This is a genomic window from Anaeromassilibacillus sp. An250, from assembly GCF_002159845.1.
Classification (GTDB): domain Bacteria; phylum Bacillota; class Clostridia; order Oscillospirales; family Acutalibacteraceae; genus Anaeromassilibacillus; species Anaeromassilibacillus stercoravium.
This window is the reverse complement of the sequence record NZ_NFJK01000002.1, coordinates 58,137-75,547: the sequence shown is the minus strand read 5'-3', so window position 1 is coordinate 75,547 and position 17,411 is coordinate 58,137. Positions and strand designations below refer to the sequence as shown.

Below are 17,411 nucleotides of genomic sequence, written 5' to 3'. Positions count from 1 at the left end.
AGATCGAATCATACATGAGTAAAAAACCTCTGATTTTGATGATTTTAGATGGTTTTGGCATTGGCGGCGATTACGGCAACGCAATCAAGGCGGCCAACAAGCCGAACCTGGACCGCGTCTTCGGCAGCAACCCGATCACCCAGATCGGGGCTTCCGGTATGGACGTCGGCCTGCCGGATGGCCAGATGGGAAACTCCGAAGTCGGCCACACCAACATCGGCGCCGGCCGCATTGTGTACCAGGAGCTGACCCGCATCACCAAAGCCATCCAGGATGGCGATTTCTTTGAGAATTCCGCCTTCATCTCCGCAGTGGACAACGCCATTGCGAAAAAGGCCGCGCTGCACCTCATCGGGCTGCTCTCCGACGGCGGCGTGCACAGCCACAATACCCACCTGTATGCCTTGGTGGAATTGGCCAAGCGCCGCGGCCTGAAAAAGGTCTATGTCCATGCATTGCTCGACGGCCGCGATGTCCCGCCTTCCTCCGGCAAGGATTATGTAGCCGAGTGCGCCGAGAAGCTCAAAGAGATCGGCGTGGGTCAAATTGCCACCGTGATGGGCCGCTACTATGCGATGGACCGCGACAACCGCTGGGAGCGCGTGGAGAAGGCCTATGCGGCCATGGTATACGGCGAAGGCATCCAGTGTGCCGACCCGGTCCAGGCGGTAGAGGATTCCTATAAAGAGAATGTAACCGACGAATTCGTCGTTCCAACCGTCTGCGCAGAGGGCGCAGAAATCGGCGCGGACGATTCCATTATCTTCTTTAACTTCCGCCCGGACCGTGCGCGCGAAATTACGCGCACCTTTGTCGATCCGGAATTCACCGGCTTTGAGCGCAAGAAGGGCTTCTTCCCGGTCAAATACGTCTGCATGACGCAGTACGACGCTACCATGCCGAACGTCCTGGTGGCCTTTAAGCCGCAGAGCCTGAAGAACACCTTTGGCGAATACATCTCCGACAAGGGCCTGACCCAGCTGCGCATTGCAGAGACGGAGAAATACGCGCATGTGACGTTCTTCTTCAACGGCGGCGTCGAAAAGCAGTATCCCAACGAGGACCGCGTGCTGGTCAACTCCCCGAAGGTGGCCACCTACGATTTGCAGCCGGAGATGAGCGCTTACGAGGTCACCGACCGGTTGATCGAGCGCATTGAATCCGGCAAATACGATGTGATTATCCTGAACTATGCAAACTGCGACATGGTCGGCCATACGGGTGTATTTGACGCTGCAAAGGCCGCTGTGGAAGCAGTGGATACCTGCGTTGGACGCGTATTGGACGCGATCGCCAAGCAGGACGGCGTGGCGCTGATTACAGCGGACCACGGCAATGCGGACAAGATGTACGAGGAAGATGGCTCCCCGTTCACCGCGCATACAACCAACCCCGTTCCCTTCTGTGTGGTCGGCTATCCCTGCAAGAAGCTGCGCAAAGGCGGCCGCCTTGCGGACATCGCCCCCACCATGCTGCAGATCCTGGGCCTGCCCCAGCCTGCGGAAATGGACGGCCGTTCCCTCATCGAGGAATAAACCGGCCGTTCTTCCCATTGTGTTAGAGGGGGCGGAAGGAAACAGGCTTCCGCCCCAGCTTGTGGAACGCGGACCTACTAGCAGTTGCTGGAATATCCCGTTCTACAATACAAATTGACAATCCGTCCTCCAAACAGGAAAAGGGCGTTTCCCCGAGAGGGGAAGCGCCCTTTTCCTATGTGTGGATTGTAGATGGAAGATTTATTTCTTAATTTCTGTTTTCCACAGGCCATGAAGATTGCAGTACGCATAAACGGCGATCAACTCGTCATCCTGCAATGCAAAGGATACAACCGGCTTCTCTCCCGGCTGGATGGCCTTGCGCTGGCCGCCATGCGCCGTCTGCAGATATACCCAAGCAATATAATGCTCTTCCGTCGATGGATGCTCAACGCTTCCCACGCTGACCTTGACAACATTCCCATCCATCTCAACCACCGGCAGGTGCTTCTCCGTTGCGCCCTCTGTGGTGTTGGGGACCAATTCGCTCATTTTTTCCCCACAGCAAACCAGCGGCACGCCGGAATCATGAATCAACCCGACAATATTCCCGCAATGCTTGCAAATATAAAACTTGACTTCTTTGCTCATCCTTTTGACCTCCATTCCGATTTTTCTTAGTCATAAATATTTTTTGTGGGATGCATGTTTCCCACACATTTATTATACCCTATGAAACGGGGGTTGTATAGGAGCATTTCCATTTTTTCGAATCCTTTTCGAGTGGCAATTTTTCGGTTCCATCCGGCATTGGATTACGCAAAGCTTACGTTTCTATGACAATTTTGTATCCACATTGCATTGCCTCAGAAAAGATGTTAGAATAAATGAAAAAACGGGAAGGAGTGACGGAATGAAACGTTTTGCGGCAATTTTCTTGTGTGTGATTCTTTTGTTTTCCCTTGCCGCATGTGAGCAAGACGAACCCAGCAATGCAAACAAATCCTTCCAATACCATCTGGCCGCGGAGCCGGAGACGCTCGATCCGCAAATCGCCGCCGATGAATCCGGCATCATCCTCATCCAGGCCCTTTTTGAGGGATTAACCCGCCTGGACGCCGACGGCAATGCTGTGCCCGGTGTGGCGGAGAGTTGGACTTCCAACGCCGATTTTACCCAATTCACCTTCCAGCTGCGCGAGGACGCCGTTTGGAACGACGATGACAATACGCCTGTGACCGCTGACGACTTCGTCTATGCCTTCCAGCGCGCGCTGGACCCCGCAACCAACTCGTCCACATGCAGCCCCATGTATTGCATCCAAAACGCTCGCGCCGTCCATGCCGGGGAATTGCCGGTGGAGCAGCTGGGGGTTTCCGCTTTGGATGCCCATACCCTATCGGTGCAATTGGAATATTCCTGCGAAGACTTCCCGGAGCGTACCGCTTCCGCCGTCTTCATGCCCTGTCACAAGGATTTTTTCCTCACCACAGGCGGACGCTACGGCCTGGATCGTTCTACGTTGCTGTGCAATGGCCCCCTTGCCATCGACGGCGTGTACGGCTGGGAACACGGTTCCTACATCAATTTGCGCCGCTCTCCCAGCTATTCCGGCAATAGCCAGCCGCTCCCGTCCGACGTCAAGTTCAGCATCGGCAACAAAAAGGTCGATGTTTCCGACCCCGTGGCCGCTTTGACGGATGGAACCGTGGACGCCATCGCCATGCCCTCCGACCTGGTCGAAGAAGCCAAGGAAGCGGGCTGCACTGTGACCGGCTTTGAAGATACCACGTGGGGGCTGTGCTTTAACACGCAAGATGAGGTGATGCAAAACCTCAATATCCGCAAGGCTTTTACCCAGGCGTTTTCGCGTGAAAAAGTCTTGGCCCATCTTCCGGAGGGCGCAACAGCTGCGGAAAACATCATCCCGCCGGACACAAAGCTCTTCGGACACGACTACCGCGAATTGGCGGGCGGCGGCGCTTTCTATCCCCTACAGGATACAGCCGCGGCGCAGTATCTGGCCGCCGGTATCCAGGAGCTGGGCCTGGAGGCCCTCCCAAAGGTGACCATCCTGTGCCCGGACGATCCGGATGTCAAGCTGATGGTCAACGAGATGCTGACCGAATGGAATACACAATTTGACGACTATTTTAATATGGAACCGCTCAGCGACAACGAACTGGCGTCCCGGGTTTCTTCGGGGAATTACCAGATCGCCATCTGTTCCATTACGCCGGAATCGTCCGGCCCATTGGCCGTCCTGAACCTGTTCCGCAGCGATAATCCGAACAATCCGGCCCATCTGCGCTCCGCAGGGTTCGACGAAAACCTCGCCAATGCGGAAAATCAGAGCGGTACGGAGGCCGCTGTTTCTTGCGCCGCAATGGAGCGGCACCTCAACGAGCAATGTATCTTTTACCCCTTGTTCTACGAAAGCCACTATTTTGCCACCGCTCCCGGCGTGACGGGGATTGTGTTCCATCCCTATGGCGGAGGCGTCGATTTTATCAATGCCGGCAAGGATAGCTTATAAAGCGCTTTACGCCGGGCAGCACATCTCCATGATTCCTATGCGGCATGCGCATGTGCTTTCATCCATATCTTTCTGGGAGGCCAGTCGATGATTACCTCTTGTATGGCGTTTTATCCCTGCCTTGACCTTGCAAAAACCGAGATGTTTTATACCCAAGTGGTCGGCCTGCGCACGGTCTTCGCCTCGGATACCGTCCGTATTTTCCACGCAAAGCAAGGGTATTTTGCCTTTGTCGCCTATGGGGACGGGAAAATCCCCCGCAAACACCTGTGCTTGTCGCTCAATTGCGCCAACCGGGAGAGCGTCGATGCGGAATACCAGCGCATCTGCGCACTCGGCATTCAGCCGCAGAGCGCCCCTGCGCAGCATCCATCCCAACCGGTCTATTCGTTCTTTTTGGAGGACCCGAACGGTTACACGGTGGAATTCCAGAAAATCGATGGATTCCAGCTTACATAGCGGAGAACTTCATCTTTTATAAAAGGCCGCACAAGCGAAAGCTTTCCCGTGCTACACATGCTCTGCATTTCTAAGGGGGAATTTATGAAAACGATCGTTGTCTATAGTTCGCAATACGGCGCAACCGAACAGTATGCGCGCTGGCTGGCAGAAGCGCTGGACGCAGATCTCTATGCAGTCCGCGCGATTTCCGCCGATGTATTGGGCGGCTATGATTGTATCCTGTACGGCGGGGGCCTCTATGCCGGAGGGGTCAAAGGGCTTCCCACTTTTCTGAAGCATTTCTCCAAATGCGAAGGGAAACCCCTGATCCTGTTTACCTGTGGGATTGCAGACCCAAAGGACCCAGCGAATGTCGAACAGATCCGCAGCCAATTGCACAAGGCGCTCCCAGCAAATATCGCAGCGCAATGCACCTTTTTCCACCTGCGCGGCCGGCTGGACTATCCGCACTTAACGGTGGTACACCGGGCGATGATGGCCATGCTCCGGAAGATGCTCTTGAAAAAGGCTCCCTCTTCCCTGCGGGAGGAGGACCGCCAGCTCCTGGAAACCTACGGCAAGGACGTGAATTTTATAGACCGCTCCGAAATCGAACCGATTGTGTCCTTTGTCCGCAGAGGCGCGGAATAGGACCTCTTATCTCATTATAAAACGGAAGGGAAAAATTTTCCCTTCCGTTTTCTTTTCCCGTAATCCTTCCCGCGTGGCACAGTACACCGCTTCCCTCTCCCTTTTTAGCAACCCCCTGTCCCTTTCTATAAATCCCCCTGAATTTCCGTTCCCCGCTAAAACAAAAGAGCGGACAGGAAGACTCCCCCATCCGCTCCAATTCGTATAAAAATCTAAATAAATTACAAATCGTAGATTTCTTCCGCGCTCAAGATGGTAATTCCATTCTCCCTGAGCATGTTTACTGCCCGCTCGCTGTCGTCCACACGAAGAATCACAAAGGCTTTTCCATGTTCGCGGCTGACAAACGCATAGATATATTCCACGCCAATCTGATTGTCCGCCAGCACGCGCATGGCTTTGGCAAATTCGCCGGGGTGGTCGTCGATCCCCATGGCGATCACGCTCGTGAGGGAAACCGTCAATCCCGCAGCCTTCAAAGCTTCTACGGCTTCCTTTGGCTTATTGACAATCAACCGCAAAATACCGAAATCGCTGGTATCCGCGATGGAAACCGCCCGGATATCCACATTTGCTGCGGCAAGCGCCTCCGTGATCTCTGCAAGGCGGCCGGACTTATTCTCCACAAAAACGGAAATCTGCTGGATCTGCATACCGATTCCTCCTTTATGGTTTGATTCTCTTTCAGTTACGCGCTTGGGCTTCCCGCATGCGGGACCGGCGCCAACCGAAACAAGCTTCGCGCTTTTTTATACGTCCGCGTTGTACCCCAGTTCAAACGCTTTGAGGTTCATATCGATAAATTTGGACGGCACCGTCTCCTTGATGGTATCGATCCAGACCTCCTTGGGGAGATCCAGTTTCTTGGCCATGGCGCCGATCAAAACCACATTGACCGCCTTGGATGAACCGGCCTCTTCCGCCATCCCCAAAGCGTCCAGCGCAACGACCTTTACGCCCTGCTCGCGCACCTTTCCGAGTATGTCCTTCGGGTATTCGGCCACGCCCGTTACAACGGGCATCGGGTCCATCTGCTGGGTGTTGACCACCACGGTCCCCTCCGGCTTTAACCACGGCAGGTACCGGGCCGCCTCCAATGCTTCAAACGCCAGCAGAACGTCCGCCTCACCCTGCGCGATGATCGGGGAATACACCTTATCGCCATAGCGCACATACGTCACCACGGACCCACCGCGCTGGCTCATGCCGTGCACCTCGGAAACCTTTACATCGACGCCCTGGCTCAACATCGCGCTGCCCAGCACACGGCTGGCCAGCAGCGTTCCCTGCCCGCCTACGCCGACAATCATGACACTTTTCACGTTGCTCATGCCTGTACCTCCTGTTCTGTGATCGCGCTCTTCGGGCACAGGGTGGTGCATACGCCGCAGCCTACGCACTGCGTGCGGTCAATTGCAGCTTTCCCGCCGTGCACACTGATCGCCGGGCAGCCAATGCCCAGGCACGCTTTACATCCAATACATTTCTCCGTATCCACCACAAGGGACGGCTTATGTTTCACATATTTCAACAGCGCGCACGGACGGCGGCTGATGATGACAGAAGGCTCCTCCGCTGCCAGTTCCTCTTTCAGAACTGACTCTACCTCTTTGAGGTTATAGGGGTCGCAGACGCGCACCCGCTTGATGCCGACCGCTTTGCACAGCGCCTCCAAATCGACCGCTGTGGTGGGGTCGCCCTTGATGTTGTAACCGGTCGTCGGGTTCTGCTGGTGGCCGGTCATGCCCGTAATCGAGTTGTCGAGGATGATGACCACGGAATTGCTCTGATTGTAGGCGATGTCGATCAAGCCCGTAATACCGGAATGAATGAACGTGGAGTCGCCGATGACCGCAACGCTCTTCTGCTCCGCGTCCTTGCCGCGGGCCTTGTTGTAGCCGTGCAGCGCAGAGACGGACGCGCCCATGCAGATGCAGGTATCGATCGCGCTCAACGGGGCGGATGCGCCGAGGGTATAGCAGCCGATGTCGCCGCTGACATAGACCTTTGCCTTCTTCAAGGCATAGAACAGGCCCCTGTGCGGGCAGCCGCAGCACATCACCGGCGGGCGGCCCGGCGTCTCCGCATCCACCTTTTTGCTCTCCGGCACTTTGCCCAGCATACACTGGCGGATCACATTCTGCGAGAATTCGTCGCAGCGCGGGAACACATCCTTGCCATGCACGGCGATCCCGTTCTTTTTGCAGAACGACTCGATCACATCGTCGAGTTCTTCAATCACATAGAGCGTCTTGACCTTGGAGGCCAGCTCCTGGATCTTCTTGAGGGGCAGCGGGTGTACCATCCCCAGCTTCAAATAGGACACGGTATCGCCCAACGCCTCTTTTGCATACTGATATACCGCGCCGGAAGCAATCACACCGACCTCGGAATGATTGTCCTCCAACACGTTGATGTCCGCTTCATCCGACCAGGCGGAAAGCTTCTGCGTGCGCTCCTCCACCTTATAGTGCTTCGGCTTCGCAAAAGCGGGCAGCATGACGTTTTTCGCAGGGTTTTTCTCGTACGGCTTGAGTGCGTGCTCCTCGCGCTCGTACAGCTCCACCGGGCTGCGGCTGTGCGCGACGCGCGTCGTCAAGCGCAGGAGCACCGGCGTATCGAACTGCTCGGAGAGCTCGTAGGCCAGCTTCGTGAAGTCCCGGCACTCCGCAGAATCGGCGGGTTCTAGCATCGGGAGCTTTGCGGCAATCGCATAGTTGCGGGAGTCCTGTTCGTTTTGCGACGAATGCAGGCCCGGGTCGTCGGCCACGGCAAGCACCATGCCACCGTTCACGCCGATGTAGCTCATCGTGAAGAGCGGGTCCGCAGCCACATTCAGGCCCACGTGCTTCTGCGCGCAGAATGAGCGCGCCCCGGCAAAGCTCGCGCCGGCAGCGACCTCCGCCGCCACTTTCTCGTTCGAAGCCCATTCGCAGTAAATTTCCTCATACGTGGCGGCCGCCTCTGTGATCTCCGTGCTGGGGGTGCCAGGATAGCTGGACACCACCCGCACACCGGCCTCGTAAAGGCCGCGCGCGACCGCTTCGTTTCCCAACAGTAACTTTTTCATTTTACCTCTCCTATATATCAGACCTATCCGCCGCATGGACGGATGAAATTCCCATGTTCGCTTATTCCTCCGGCTCGTTGCGCAGGTCCAGGATGCGTTTTGCCTTGCCCTGGAAGCGCTCCAAGCTCTTGGGTTCGGCCAGCGTGACCTTTGTCTCCAGGCCAAGGACGCTCTTCAGGCGGTCGTGGATCTTATGCTGCAACGCCTCCAGCTCGCCATAGCTCTGCAACAGTTCGCCGTTGCTGAGCTCCACTTTGACCTCCAGGGTATCCAGGAAGTTCTTCTTGCGCACGATCAGCTGATAGTGCGGGCCGACATGCTCCATCCCCACCAAAACGCTCTCGATCTGCGACGGGAATACGTTGACGCCCTTGATAATCATCATGTCGTCGGTGCGCCCCATCACCTTATCCATGCGCGCGTGGGTGCGTCCGCATGCACAGGGCTCATAATTGATGCGGGTGATGTCCTTGGTGCGGTAGCGCAGGACCGGCATTCCTTCGCGCGACAGCGTGGTGACCACCAGCTCGCCCACTTCACCCGGCCCCTTGCGCTCAAGGGTATCCCGGTCGATGATCTCCGGCAGGAAGTGGTCCTCCGCGAAGTGCAGCCCACAGCGCAGTTCGCACTCGCCGGAAACGCCCGGGCCGCCGAGTTCGGTCATGCCGTAGTTGTCGGTGACAAACATATGTAGGTTCTTTTCGATCTGCGTCCGCATCTCTTCGGTGCAGCCCTCGGACCCCAGCAGGCCGATGCGCAGCTTGTATGCGCTGGCGGGATACGGGGATTCCTTGACCATCTCGCCCAGATACAGCGCATAGGACGGGGTCGCCACCAACCCGGTCACGCCAAAATCGCGGAACATCATCAGCTGCTTCTGCGTATTTCCGGAGGATGCCGGGATAACCGTCGCGCCCAGCTTTTCCAAGCCGTAGTGCAGGCCCAGCGCCCCGGTAAACAGGCCGTAGCCAAAGGAAATCTGGATGATGTCCTCATCCGTCACGCCGGAAGCCGCCCCAATGCGGGCGATCAGCTCCGCCCAGGTGTCGATGTCCTTTTTGGTATACACGCCGACCGTGGGCTTGCCGGTGGTCCCGGAGGAGGCGTGGATGCGCACAATATTTTTCATTGGGCACGCCATCATGCCAAAGGGATAATTGTCGCGGATGTCATCCTTTGTGGTAAAGGGGATATATTGGATATCCGACAAGGTCTTTATCTTATCGCCGGTAACGCCGGCTTCTTGCAGCCGCTCATGATAAAACGGGATGTTATTGTAGCAATAATCCACCATCTTTTTCAGCTTTTGCAGCTGTAGCGCCTCAATATCTGCGCGGCGCATGGTTTCCACGTCTTTTTGATAAAACATGGATCGGGTACACCTCCACACAACAGCCGCTCCAGGAAAAACGGCGGGGGCCGTGCTCCGTCGTTTGGTGGAGGCGATGCTGTAAAATTTACCGCACCAAAGGCCAGCTCTGGTGCGGTTGTCTTTTGTTATTTTAACTCTTTTTCCGTCGAAATGCAACCTGCTTTTTGTGGAAGGCATACGGTTTCGAGCAATGTGTGCAGTTTCTTTAACGCTTTTTGGTGATATAGTACAAAAGCAAAGGGAAATATCACCACACACTCCTTATTTTTCCTTTTCTTTTGGTGCTAACGGCAAGCAAATCGTGAAGGCAGTCCCCTTTCCGGGCTCGCTCTCCACCCCAATTTCCCCGCCGTACAGCGCTACCAAATGCTTGACAATGGAAAGGCCCAAGCCCGTGCCGCCGATCTCCCTGGAACGGCTGGTATCCACGCGGTAAAAACGTTCGAATAAGCGCGGGAAATGCTCTTTCGCAATGCCAATCCCTGTGTCCTTCACCCGCACCACAGCGGTCTGACGCTGGCGCTGCGCCGTGATGAACACGCTGCCGTCCTTGACGTTGTATTTGACCGCATTGTCGATCAGGTTCCCAAAGAGCTGCTGTAAGCGTGTCGGCGTACAAGCCACATAGAGCTCCGGATCGGCATCGATATGCATGCGGACATGGTTCTCCTGGCCGAGCGACTTTGCGCGCTCCACACAGGCTTCCAGCGCCTCTTTCACATTGCAAGGGCGCATGGAGGGGTCGTCCTTGGCGTTCTCAATCTGGGAGAGCACCAAGAGGTCGTCAATTAAATGGGTCAGGCGGTCTGTCTCAATATCCAATACATCATAAAAATACCGGCGTGTTTCCTCATCGCGGTCCGCGCTCTTCAGAAGCTCGATGCTGCCGCGGATCGAGGTCAGCGGCGTTTTGAGTTCATGGGTGACATTGGAGACAAACTCACTGCGCATCTGCTCCATTTTCCGCATGCGCGTCACATCGGAAAGGACCACCAATGCCGAACCTGTGGGCCGCGCCTCCATCGGCGCTGCATAAACGGTATACCGCTTATCCTCCGGCAAATTGATCCATTCGTCATTGATCGGTTTTCCGGCACAGATCGTTTCTTGCAGCAGGGCGGAAACTTTTGTCAACAGAAGGCTACCTTCCAGATGGTCCCCGACCTGCATCGACGGGCAGTGGAGCAACTTGCGTGCGCTCTGGTTGAGGAAGAGCACTTCCCCGCCCTCGTCTACTGCAAGTACCCCGTCATTCATCCCCTGGAGGACCCCTTCCAACTGTTCCTGCTTTGTCTTGAGAAGGCTCACCGCGTGTTCCGTGCTGTCTGCCATCTGATTAAACGCCTGGGCCAGCTCTGCAAATTCATAGCTAAATTTCCCTTCCACCCGGATGGAAAATTCGCCGTCCGCCAAGCGGCGTGCTGCAACGCTCATCCGTTTGACTGGTTCGCTGATCCACGTGACAAAAATGCTCGACGCCATACACACCATCACAATACCAAACAGCATACCGAGCCCTGCATCCATCCACATCTGCTGGATTGTCTCCTCCAGCGCGCCTGTAGGCAACGCCGCACGCAAATAATATTGCCCTACGTGCCGCGCCTCATAGTAATATTGTGTTCCCACGCTGTTGCTCTTTCGCATATCATACCCAACACCCTCTTCACGCGCCTGTAGGATCTCCGGGCGGTCTGCGTGGTTTTCTGTGATCTCCCGCCCCTCGCTATCCCCCAGGACGTTTCCTTCCTCATCCAGGATGGTGATGCGGATGGGCAACCCCGCCTCTTGCAGCGCTTCCCCCAAAGCAGAAGCTTCTTTTTCCGGATCTTCCAAATCCTCTATCTGTGTAGAGAGTACCGCCAGCGCGGTATCCAATTGCCTGGTGAACTCCCGCTCGTATTGATTTTGTACTAGCAATGTGGCTGTCAAAAAGGCGGCTACAAAGCCTACGACAATTATGATGATGTTGCACAGCATCATCCGCTTTTTCATTTTGCTGTCCCCTCTGCTTGTCAGATAAATACGATGTAAAAAAAGTGGCACACCCCAAAAGGCATGCCAACAATTTTATTCGGAAAACCGGTACCCAACGCCGCGCACCGTCTGGATTAAGACCGGATGATCCGGGTCATCTTCTACTTTTTGCCGCAAATAGCGCACATGCACATCCACGGTACGGGTGTCTCCAAAATATTCCACACCCCAAACTTTATCCAGCAGGCTGTCGCGTGTGAGCACTTTCCCACGGTTTTTCATCAACATTGCCAGCAGGTCAAACTCTTTGGCGGTTAATTCGATTTTTGTTCCATTCTTTGTAACCGTATGGCGCGCGATGTCCACTTGCAGCGTGCCGGCTTCCAACTTCTGCTCCGGCTCCTGGGAACGCGCCGTCCGGCGCAGAACCGCCCGCACACGTGCGCAAAGCTCTTTGATCCCAAACGGCTTGACGATATAATCGTCCGCGCCGAGCTCTAAGCCCAACACCTTGTCAATCTCTTCCCCGCGCGCCGTCAGCATCAGGATCGGGATATCCCGTGTATCTGCATCGGACCGCAGCGTACGGCACACTGCCAAACCATCCGGCGGAGGCATCATCCAGTCCAGGATAATAACATCCGGCTTCCGCGCCTTTATCCCGGCCAAAAGCGTCTCCCCATCTGCAAACTCAGCGGATTCGAAGCCGCTGTCCTTTAAGCCAAACGCAACCAGGCGGCGAATATTTGGTTCGTCGTCTGCAATATATACCAAAGGCATAAAATGCCCCTCTCTTTCTCTGCGCGCTTCCGCACAACAACTATGTATGGGGCGGCCAGCGGATGCCCTGCCGCCCTACAAGCGAACTCAAACGACTTTTGTATTGAGGTCCGGATGCACGCCAGTCTCCATATAGATGACCCACTCCGCGATATTGGTCGCATGGTCTGCCATACGCTCCGCATACTTCGTGATGAAGATCAAATCGACGTCACACATAACATTCTGCGGGTTCTCCGTGATGATCCCGCAAACTTCCAGGACAATCTTGGAAAACATGGAATCCACATTGTCGTCCGCCTTGCAGATTTCCCGCGCCTTCTCCACGTCACGGCTCAGGAATACATCCAATGCGCCGCGGAACATATCATGCGCCGCTTCCATCATCTGTACCACATGGGACAGCGCCAAACTGCTCCGGTCAAGCTCAGCGATGGTGAGAATGTCGCAAATATCTGCGCACTGGTCAGCCTCACGCTCCATATCGGTCAAAATCTTCAAACAGGCCGCAATCGTACGCAGGTCGCTGGCGATCGGCTGCTGCAACGCAATCAGATTCATGCACATCTGCTCAATCTTATGCTCTTCGCCGTCGATCTCACCGTCGCTAGTCGCCACATATTTCGCCTTTTCCATATCGAGCGTACGCAGGGCATCGATCGTCATCTGAATGCGCCCGTCCACCTTGTTCCCTAATTCAGTCATCGAGTGGATCAGATCGTTAATCTCACGGTCAAATAGTTTTCTTGCCATAATTCCAATCTCCTACGTTTATAATACACAATAAATTTGCCTTATTTAGATATTATACAGCAAATCCGCTGAAAATGGAAGAAGAATTAACCGAAACGGCCGGTGATATAGCGCTCTGTCCGTTCGTCCTTAGGCTTATTGAACATGGACAGCGTATCGGAATATTCCACCAGTTCCCCTAAGAGGAAAAACGCCGTGCGGTCGGCAATACGGGCTGCCTGCTGCATATTATGCGTAACAATGACCACCGTATACCGGTCGCGCAAGTCATCCATCAAATCTTCAATCTTAGAAGTAGAAATCGGGTCCAGGGCGCTGGTCGGTTCGTCCATCAGGATGACATCCGGCTCCACCGCCAGAGCACGCGCAATGCACAGGCGCTGCTGCTGGCCGCCGGACAAGCCGAGCGCGGACTTCTTTAGGCGGTCCTTTACCTCATCCCACAGAGCGGCGCTCCTCAGGGATGTCTCCACAATTTCATCGAGCTTCTGACGGTTCTTGATCCCATGGACGCGCGGCCCATAGGCGATGTTGTCGTATACCGTCATCGGGAATGGATTCGGCTTTTGGAATACCATACCGGCCCTGCGGCGCAACAAGGTCACGTCCGTACGCGGGTCATAAATATCTTCCCCATCCAAGGTCACCAAACCAGTGATTTTGCAATTATCCACCAGATCGTTCATCCGGTTTAACGTCTTCAAGCAAGTGGATTTTCCGCAGCCGGAAGGTCCGATAAACGCGGTAACTTTATTGGCTGGAATTTCCATATTGATCCCTTTCAGTGCATGAAAGTCCCCATAGTAGAGGTTTAGATCCTTCATTACAATTTTACTATTTCCCATTTCCATTGTATGTTCTCAACCCTTCTTTACAGCTTTGGTAACTACTTTTGTCAAACAATTTAGAAGGAATACCAAAATCAGCAACACCGCTGCGGTGCCAAATGCAATATTCATCGCATCCGGTGTAGAAGCCTCGCGTGCTGTCTGATACAAGTGCAATGTCAGTGTCCGGCCGCTTGTCATAATCTGGCGGAAGAACCCTCTCGGCATGCTATAGCCGATACCCGAGGTAAACAGCAAAGCGGCACTTTCGCCCACAATGCGCCCGACAGCCAGGATGACCGCCGTCAATACGCCCGGCATTGCGCAAGGGAGCACAATTCCCAAGATCACACGCAATTTCCCTGCGCCAAGCGCCAGGGCCCCTTCCTTATAGCTAGTCGGCACCGACAGCAAAGATTCCTCTGTTGTGCGCACGATGGTCGGAAGGATACAGATCGCCATCGTAAGGCAGCCCGCCAAGATGGACACCTGCAAACGGAATAGAATACAAAACACGGTGTAACCAAACAGGCCAAAAATGATCGATGGGATACCGGAAAGCACTTCCGTTGTAAAACGGATGGACCGGACAAGCCTGCCCTGCTTGGCATACTGGGTTAGATAAATTGCAGAAGAAATGCCGATTGGAACTGCGATCAGCAGCGTAATCACAACAATGTACAGGGTATTGATAATCATCGGCAAAATACCCTTTTGATCCGGGTTCATTTCCGAATACGGTGTGGAGATAAACTGCCAGGTGATGTAAGGGACGCCATTCACCAGGATATATCCCAGAATCCCAACCAGGACGACAACCGTAATCCCTGCCGCCAAATTGATCAGGACCTTCAAAAAAGTGTCTTTGGGGCGGCTGTGCTTGCAATAAAGTGAATTAGTTGGCATCCATCTGCACTCCCTTCTTGGAGATATACGTAAAGCTGATATTAACAATCATGATGAAGACAAAGAGCACCAGGCCGATTGCAAACAGCGCCTGACGGTGCAGGCCGGTCGAATAGCTCATCTCCATCGCAATGCCCGTGGTCAGGAAGCGTACCGAGCCCAACAGGCGCGGCATATTGGGCACATTGCCCGCCACCATAATGACCGCCATGGTTTCGCCGATCGCACGGCCTACACCCAGGATCACGCCGGAGAGGATACCGGATTTTGCCGCCGGGACAGTCACTTTAAAGATCGTCGTGGTCGGCGTAGCACCCAAAGCCAAGGACGCCTCCCGGTAAGAAACCGGAACCGCGCGCAAAGCGGTCTCCGAAACATTGACGATGGTTGGGAGGACCATAATCGCCAAAATGATAATGGCCGCCAACAGGCTGTCGCCCGTTGTATGCCCCTGGAAGGGCGGGAACGTACGGATTGCCGGCACAATCACCAACATACCGAAGAAGCCATAAATTACAGAAGGGATGCCCGCCAAAAGCTCGACTGCCGGGCGCACAATTTTTGCCAAGATCGGGTTTGCCGTCTCCGAAAGGAAGATCGCCGTCAGCAGGCCGACCGGCACACCGATGATGATGGCGCCTATCGTGCCCACAATCGACGAGAGAATCATGGGCAAGATCCCAAAAATTTCTGAACTTGCTTCCCATTCCGTACCAAACAGGAAATTGCCCACGCCGATTTCTGCCAACGCTGGGGCGCCGGAAACAATGATATAGATGGTGATGACTGCCACCGACCCCACGGACACACAGGAAAACACCTTAAAAATCGACTGCGCCAAGCGTTCTGTGCCTTGGGTCCAAAGGGACAGAATGGCACCAGCGATACCAAACGCTAATGTACAGAGGAAAGGCCAAAGGTACTGAATTTCGATCTCACTAATATTCAGGGAAGTAACCGCGGTTTGAATATTCGAAGTTGTAATCAGGGAAACCAGGGGCGTGACGCCGGCAAGGATATAAGCAACGCCAGCCCAAACCGGCTTTCTAACCAAAAGAAGCACAATGCCAGCTAACGCTAACACCACGCCCGCGATGACTGCAATGCGGGTAAGTAAAGGGATTGTTACCAATCCGCTCATCTGCGGCCCGTAAACCATCATACCACGGACCGTAGCTAGCTGCAAACCGGTCAACGGATAGGATGTATCTCGAAATACAAACCGAATGTAAGGAAAAAAGAAAGAAACAATGATCACCGCACTCAAGGCAATCGCCACAATCGTTTTGACCCGGTTGGCAATCGCTCGCTTTTGTTCAACATGTTCATCAGTCAAAGATGTCTGCATCAGCAGGTCCTCCATTCTTTATTGAGCCCCATTTGTCAAACTCCTTTGGATGCAGCAAAATGCTTCGGCACCCAAACCGAGCGCCGGAGCATTTCATACGGAGCAAGCGCTCCGGGGCTATTTTTTATTGTGCCGGTACAAGCCCTACATCCGAAATGATCTGCTGTCCTTCGTCGGAGTATACAAAGTCAAACCAAGCTTTAATCAGCTCGCTGTCAGAGCCCTTCTTATAGATCTGGATGAACGGACGCTGTGCCTTGTAGGAACCATCAATGATGTTTTCCTCTGTAGCTTCTACACCGTCAACCTTGCAAGCCGTGATGGAATCGTTTACAGAGTCGAGGGAAACGTAGCCGATTGCAGACGGGTCAGAACCGACCTTGGAGACAACCTCACCGGTGGAAGTAACTTCCGCTGCATATTTGCAGTTGCCTTCGCAACCAAAGATGGATTCGAAACCGTCTCTCGTGCCGGAAGCCGCTTCACGGCCGATCACGGTGATCGCCTGGTCATTGCCGCCGAGATCTTTCCAGTTGGTGATTTCGCCGGTGAAGATCTGCGTAATCTGCTCGCTGGTCAACTCGGTGACCGGGTTATCCTTGTTAACTGCAATCGCGATGCCGTCGATTGCGATCTGGTTGATTTCAAACTGATCCGGGTTTTCTTCATCCTTCAGGTTTCTGGACAGGTCGCCGATCAGGGCTGTGCCGGAGTTAACAGCTTCCGGTGCATCGCCGGAACCATTGCCGCTCTTCGTCACGGTCACATCCGGATATTTCGCCATAAATGCTTCGCCAAGTGCCTGGCAAACCTTCGCCATCGAGGTGGAACCATTCAGCGTGAGGTCGCCGCTCAATTCTGTGGTCGCTTCCTCAGAGGAAGGCGCTTCCGCATCGTCGCCCGCCGCATTGTCCGCTGCCTGGGAAGACGGAGTCTCAGACTGTCCCTCTACCGCAGAGCTGCATCCAACGAACGCCATACTCGTGCACATCATAGCCAGTACCATTAGAATCGAAAGAACTTTTTTCATGTTTCATTGCTCCTTACATTTTTCTTCATGGTTTCTTTAAGTACGAGCTTATTCTATCGGCGGAATGTTAAAAACAGGTTAAGCTTAGTTTAGATCAAAATAAAATTAATATGCATTTTTGAGCCATGATTTAACCAGTGGTCGTCCTGTCCAATTGCTTGAAAAATCCCTCTATTTATGTGTGAAAAATGACCGATTCTCCCCGTTCTTGGCATAAAAAAATCCCCTTGGAATCCCGGAACCAC

At 54.3% G+C, this 17,411-nt stretch carries 16 protein-coding genes; 4 read left to right on the top strand and 12 right to left on the bottom strand.

What is annotated here, in order from left to right:
* The first annotated feature begins 14 nt into the window (after positions 1-14).
* Positions 15-1,535 carry a 2,3-bisphosphoglycerate-independent phosphoglycerate mutase gene (gene gpmI, locus B5F54_RS02000; RefSeq protein WP_087229798.1) on the top strand — a complete coding sequence of 507 codons (1,521 nt, stop codon included), beginning with the start codon at positions 15-17 and terminating at the stop codon, positions 1,533-1,535.
* A 201-nt stretch (positions 1,536-1,736) separates the two neighbouring features.
* Here gpmI and B5F54_RS01995 read toward each other — a convergent pair whose 3' ends face one another.
* Positions 1,737-2,126, bottom strand: a complete 390-nt coding sequence (locus B5F54_RS01995) for a desulfoferrodoxin family protein (RefSeq protein ID WP_087229796.1) — start codon at positions 2,124-2,126, stop codon at positions 1,737-1,739.
* Positions 2,127-2,388: 262 nt separating this feature from the next.
* On the opposite strand from B5F54_RS01995, the gene B5F54_RS01990 reads away from it, so the two are divergent.
* From B5F54_RS01990 to B5F54_RS01980, 3 genes are all read left to right on the top strand, one after another.
* Complete coding sequence (locus B5F54_RS01990) at positions 2,389-4,011, top strand: peptide ABC transporter substrate-binding protein (protein WP_087229793.1); 1,623 nt, start codon at positions 2,389-2,391, stop codon at positions 4,009-4,011.
* Positions 4,012-4,098: 87 nt separating this feature from the next.
* The gene (locus B5F54_RS01985) at positions 4,099-4,470 is read left to right on the top strand and encodes a VOC family protein (RefSeq protein WP_087229791.1); all 372 of its coding nucleotides are present in this window, start codon (positions 4,099-4,101) and stop codon (positions 4,468-4,470) included.
* A gap of 84 nt (positions 4,471-4,554) precedes the next feature.
* Positions 4,555-5,103 (top strand): flavodoxin domain-containing protein, encoded by a 549-nt coding sequence (locus B5F54_RS01980; protein WP_087229788.1) that lies wholly within the window; start codon positions 4,555-4,557, stop codon positions 5,101-5,103.
* Positions 5,104-5,324: 221 nt separating this feature from the next.
* Here B5F54_RS01980 and B5F54_RS01975 read toward each other — a convergent pair whose 3' ends face one another.
* The 11 genes from B5F54_RS01975 to B5F54_RS01925 form a co-directional block, all read right to left on the bottom strand.
* A complete protein-coding gene (locus B5F54_RS01975; RefSeq protein WP_087229785.1) occupies positions 5,325-5,756 on the bottom strand; it encodes an ACT domain-containing protein in 432 nt (143 codons plus the stop codon).
* Positions 5,757-5,852: 96 nt separating this feature from the next.
* Positions 5,853-6,434, bottom strand: a complete 582-nt coding sequence (locus B5F54_RS01970) for an indolepyruvate oxidoreductase subunit beta (protein WP_087229782.1) — start codon at positions 6,432-6,434, stop codon at positions 5,853-5,855.
* Positions 6,431-8,173 carry an indolepyruvate ferredoxin oxidoreductase subunit alpha gene (iorA, locus tag B5F54_RS01965; protein WP_087229779.1) on the bottom strand — a complete coding sequence of 581 codons (1,743 nt, stop codon included), beginning with the start codon at positions 8,171-8,173 and terminating at the stop codon, positions 6,431-6,433. The genes B5F54_RS01970 and iorA overlap by 4 nt, the downstream gene beginning before the upstream one ends.
* Positions 8,174-8,234: 61 nt before the next feature.
* Entirely contained in the window at positions 8,235-9,542 is a 1,308-nt protein-coding gene (locus B5F54_RS01960) for a phenylacetate--CoA ligase family protein (protein WP_087229776.1), read from the bottom strand.
* Between the two features lie 264 nt (positions 9,543-9,806).
* Positions 9,807-11,540 (bottom strand): ATP-binding protein, encoded by a 1,734-nt coding sequence (locus B5F54_RS01955; protein ID WP_087229774.1) that lies wholly within the window; start codon positions 11,538-11,540, stop codon positions 9,807-9,809.
* A gap of 75 nt (positions 11,541-11,615) precedes the next feature.
* Positions 11,616-12,302 carry a response regulator transcription factor gene (locus B5F54_RS01950; RefSeq protein ID WP_087229771.1) on the bottom strand — a complete coding sequence of 229 codons (687 nt, stop codon included), beginning with the start codon at positions 12,300-12,302 and terminating at the stop codon, positions 11,616-11,618.
* 87 nt (positions 12,303-12,389) lie between these two features.
* On the bottom strand, positions 12,390-13,055 hold the full coding sequence (phoU, locus tag B5F54_RS01945; protein WP_087229768.1) for a phosphate signaling complex protein PhoU: 666 nt from the start codon (positions 13,053-13,055) through the stop codon (positions 12,390-12,392).
* Positions 13,056-13,141: 86 nt separating this feature from the next.
* Positions 13,142-13,900 (bottom strand): phosphate ABC transporter ATP-binding protein PstB, encoded by a 759-nt coding sequence (gene pstB / locus B5F54_RS01940; protein WP_087230288.1) that lies wholly within the window; start codon positions 13,898-13,900, stop codon positions 13,142-13,144.
* Between the two features lie 15 nt (positions 13,901-13,915).
* Entirely contained in the window at positions 13,916-14,788 is an 873-nt protein-coding gene (gene pstA / locus B5F54_RS01935) for a phosphate ABC transporter permease PstA (protein ID WP_087229765.1), read from the bottom strand.
* Positions 14,778-16,136 (bottom strand): phosphate ABC transporter permease subunit PstC, encoded by a 1,359-nt coding sequence (pstC, locus tag B5F54_RS01930; RefSeq protein WP_087230285.1) that lies wholly within the window; start codon positions 16,134-16,136, stop codon positions 14,778-14,780. Before pstC ends, pstA begins: the two co-directional genes overlap by 11 nt.
* 124 nt (positions 16,137-16,260) lie before the next feature.
* The gene (locus B5F54_RS01925; RefSeq protein WP_087229762.1) at positions 16,261-17,166 is read right to left on the bottom strand and encodes a phosphate ABC transporter substrate-binding protein; all 906 of its coding nucleotides are present in this window, start codon (positions 17,164-17,166) and stop codon (positions 16,261-16,263) included.
* Between the last annotated feature and the right edge of the window lie 245 nt (positions 17,167-17,411).

Coding starts and splice junctions, on each gene's coding strand:
- pstB (WP_087230288.1), bottom strand. CDS start 13,900: ATGGGAAATAGTAAAATTGTAATGAAGGATCTAAACCTCTACTATGGG.
- pstC (WP_087230285.1), bottom strand. CDS start 16,136: ATGCAGACATCTTTGACTGATGAACATGTTGAACAAAAGCGAGCGATT.
- pstA (WP_087229765.1), bottom strand. CDS start 14,788: ATGCCAACTAATTCACTTTATTGCAAGCACAGCCGCCCCAAAGACACT.
- B5F54_RS01990 (WP_087229793.1), top strand. CDS start 2,389: ATGAAACGTTTTGCGGCAATTTTCTTGTGTGTGATTCTTTTGTTTTCC.
- B5F54_RS01985 (WP_087229791.1), top strand. CDS start 4,099: ATGATTACCTCTTGTATGGCGTTTTATCCCTGCCTTGACCTTGCAAAA.
- B5F54_RS01975 (WP_087229785.1), bottom strand. CDS start 5,756: ATGCAGATCCAGCAGATTTCCGTTTTTGTGGAGAATAAGTCCGGCCGC.
- B5F54_RS01950 (WP_087229771.1), bottom strand. CDS start 12,302: ATGCCTTTGGTATATATTGCAGACGACGAACCAAATATTCGCCGCCTG.
- gpmI (WP_087229798.1), top strand. CDS start 15: ATGAGTAAAAAACCTCTGATTTTGATGATTTTAGATGGTTTTGGCATT.
- B5F54_RS01980 (WP_087229788.1), top strand. CDS start 4,555: ATGAAAACGATCGTTGTCTATAGTTCGCAATACGGCGCAACCGAACAG.
- B5F54_RS01925 (WP_087229762.1), bottom strand. CDS start 17,166: ATGAAAAAAGTTCTTTCGATTCTAATGGTACTGGCTATGATGTGCACG.
- iorA (WP_087229779.1), bottom strand. CDS start 8,173: ATGAAAAAGTTACTGTTGGGAAACGAAGCGGTCGCGCGCGGCCTTTAC.
- B5F54_RS01970 (WP_087229782.1), bottom strand. CDS start 6,434: ATGAGCAACGTGAAAAGTGTCATGATTGTCGGCGTAGGCGGGCAGGGA.
- B5F54_RS01960 (WP_087229776.1), bottom strand. CDS start 9,542: ATGTTTTATCAAAAAGACGTGGAAACCATGCGCCGCGCAGATATTGAG.
- phoU (WP_087229768.1), bottom strand. CDS start 13,055: ATGGCAAGAAAACTATTTGACCGTGAGATTAACGATCTGATCCACTCG.
- B5F54_RS01995 (WP_087229796.1), bottom strand. CDS start 2,126: ATGAGCAAAGAAGTCAAGTTTTATATTTGCAAGCATTGCGGGAATATT.
- B5F54_RS01955 (WP_087229774.1), bottom strand. CDS start 11,540: ATGAAAAAGCGGATGATGCTGTGCAACATCATCATAATTGTCGTAGGC.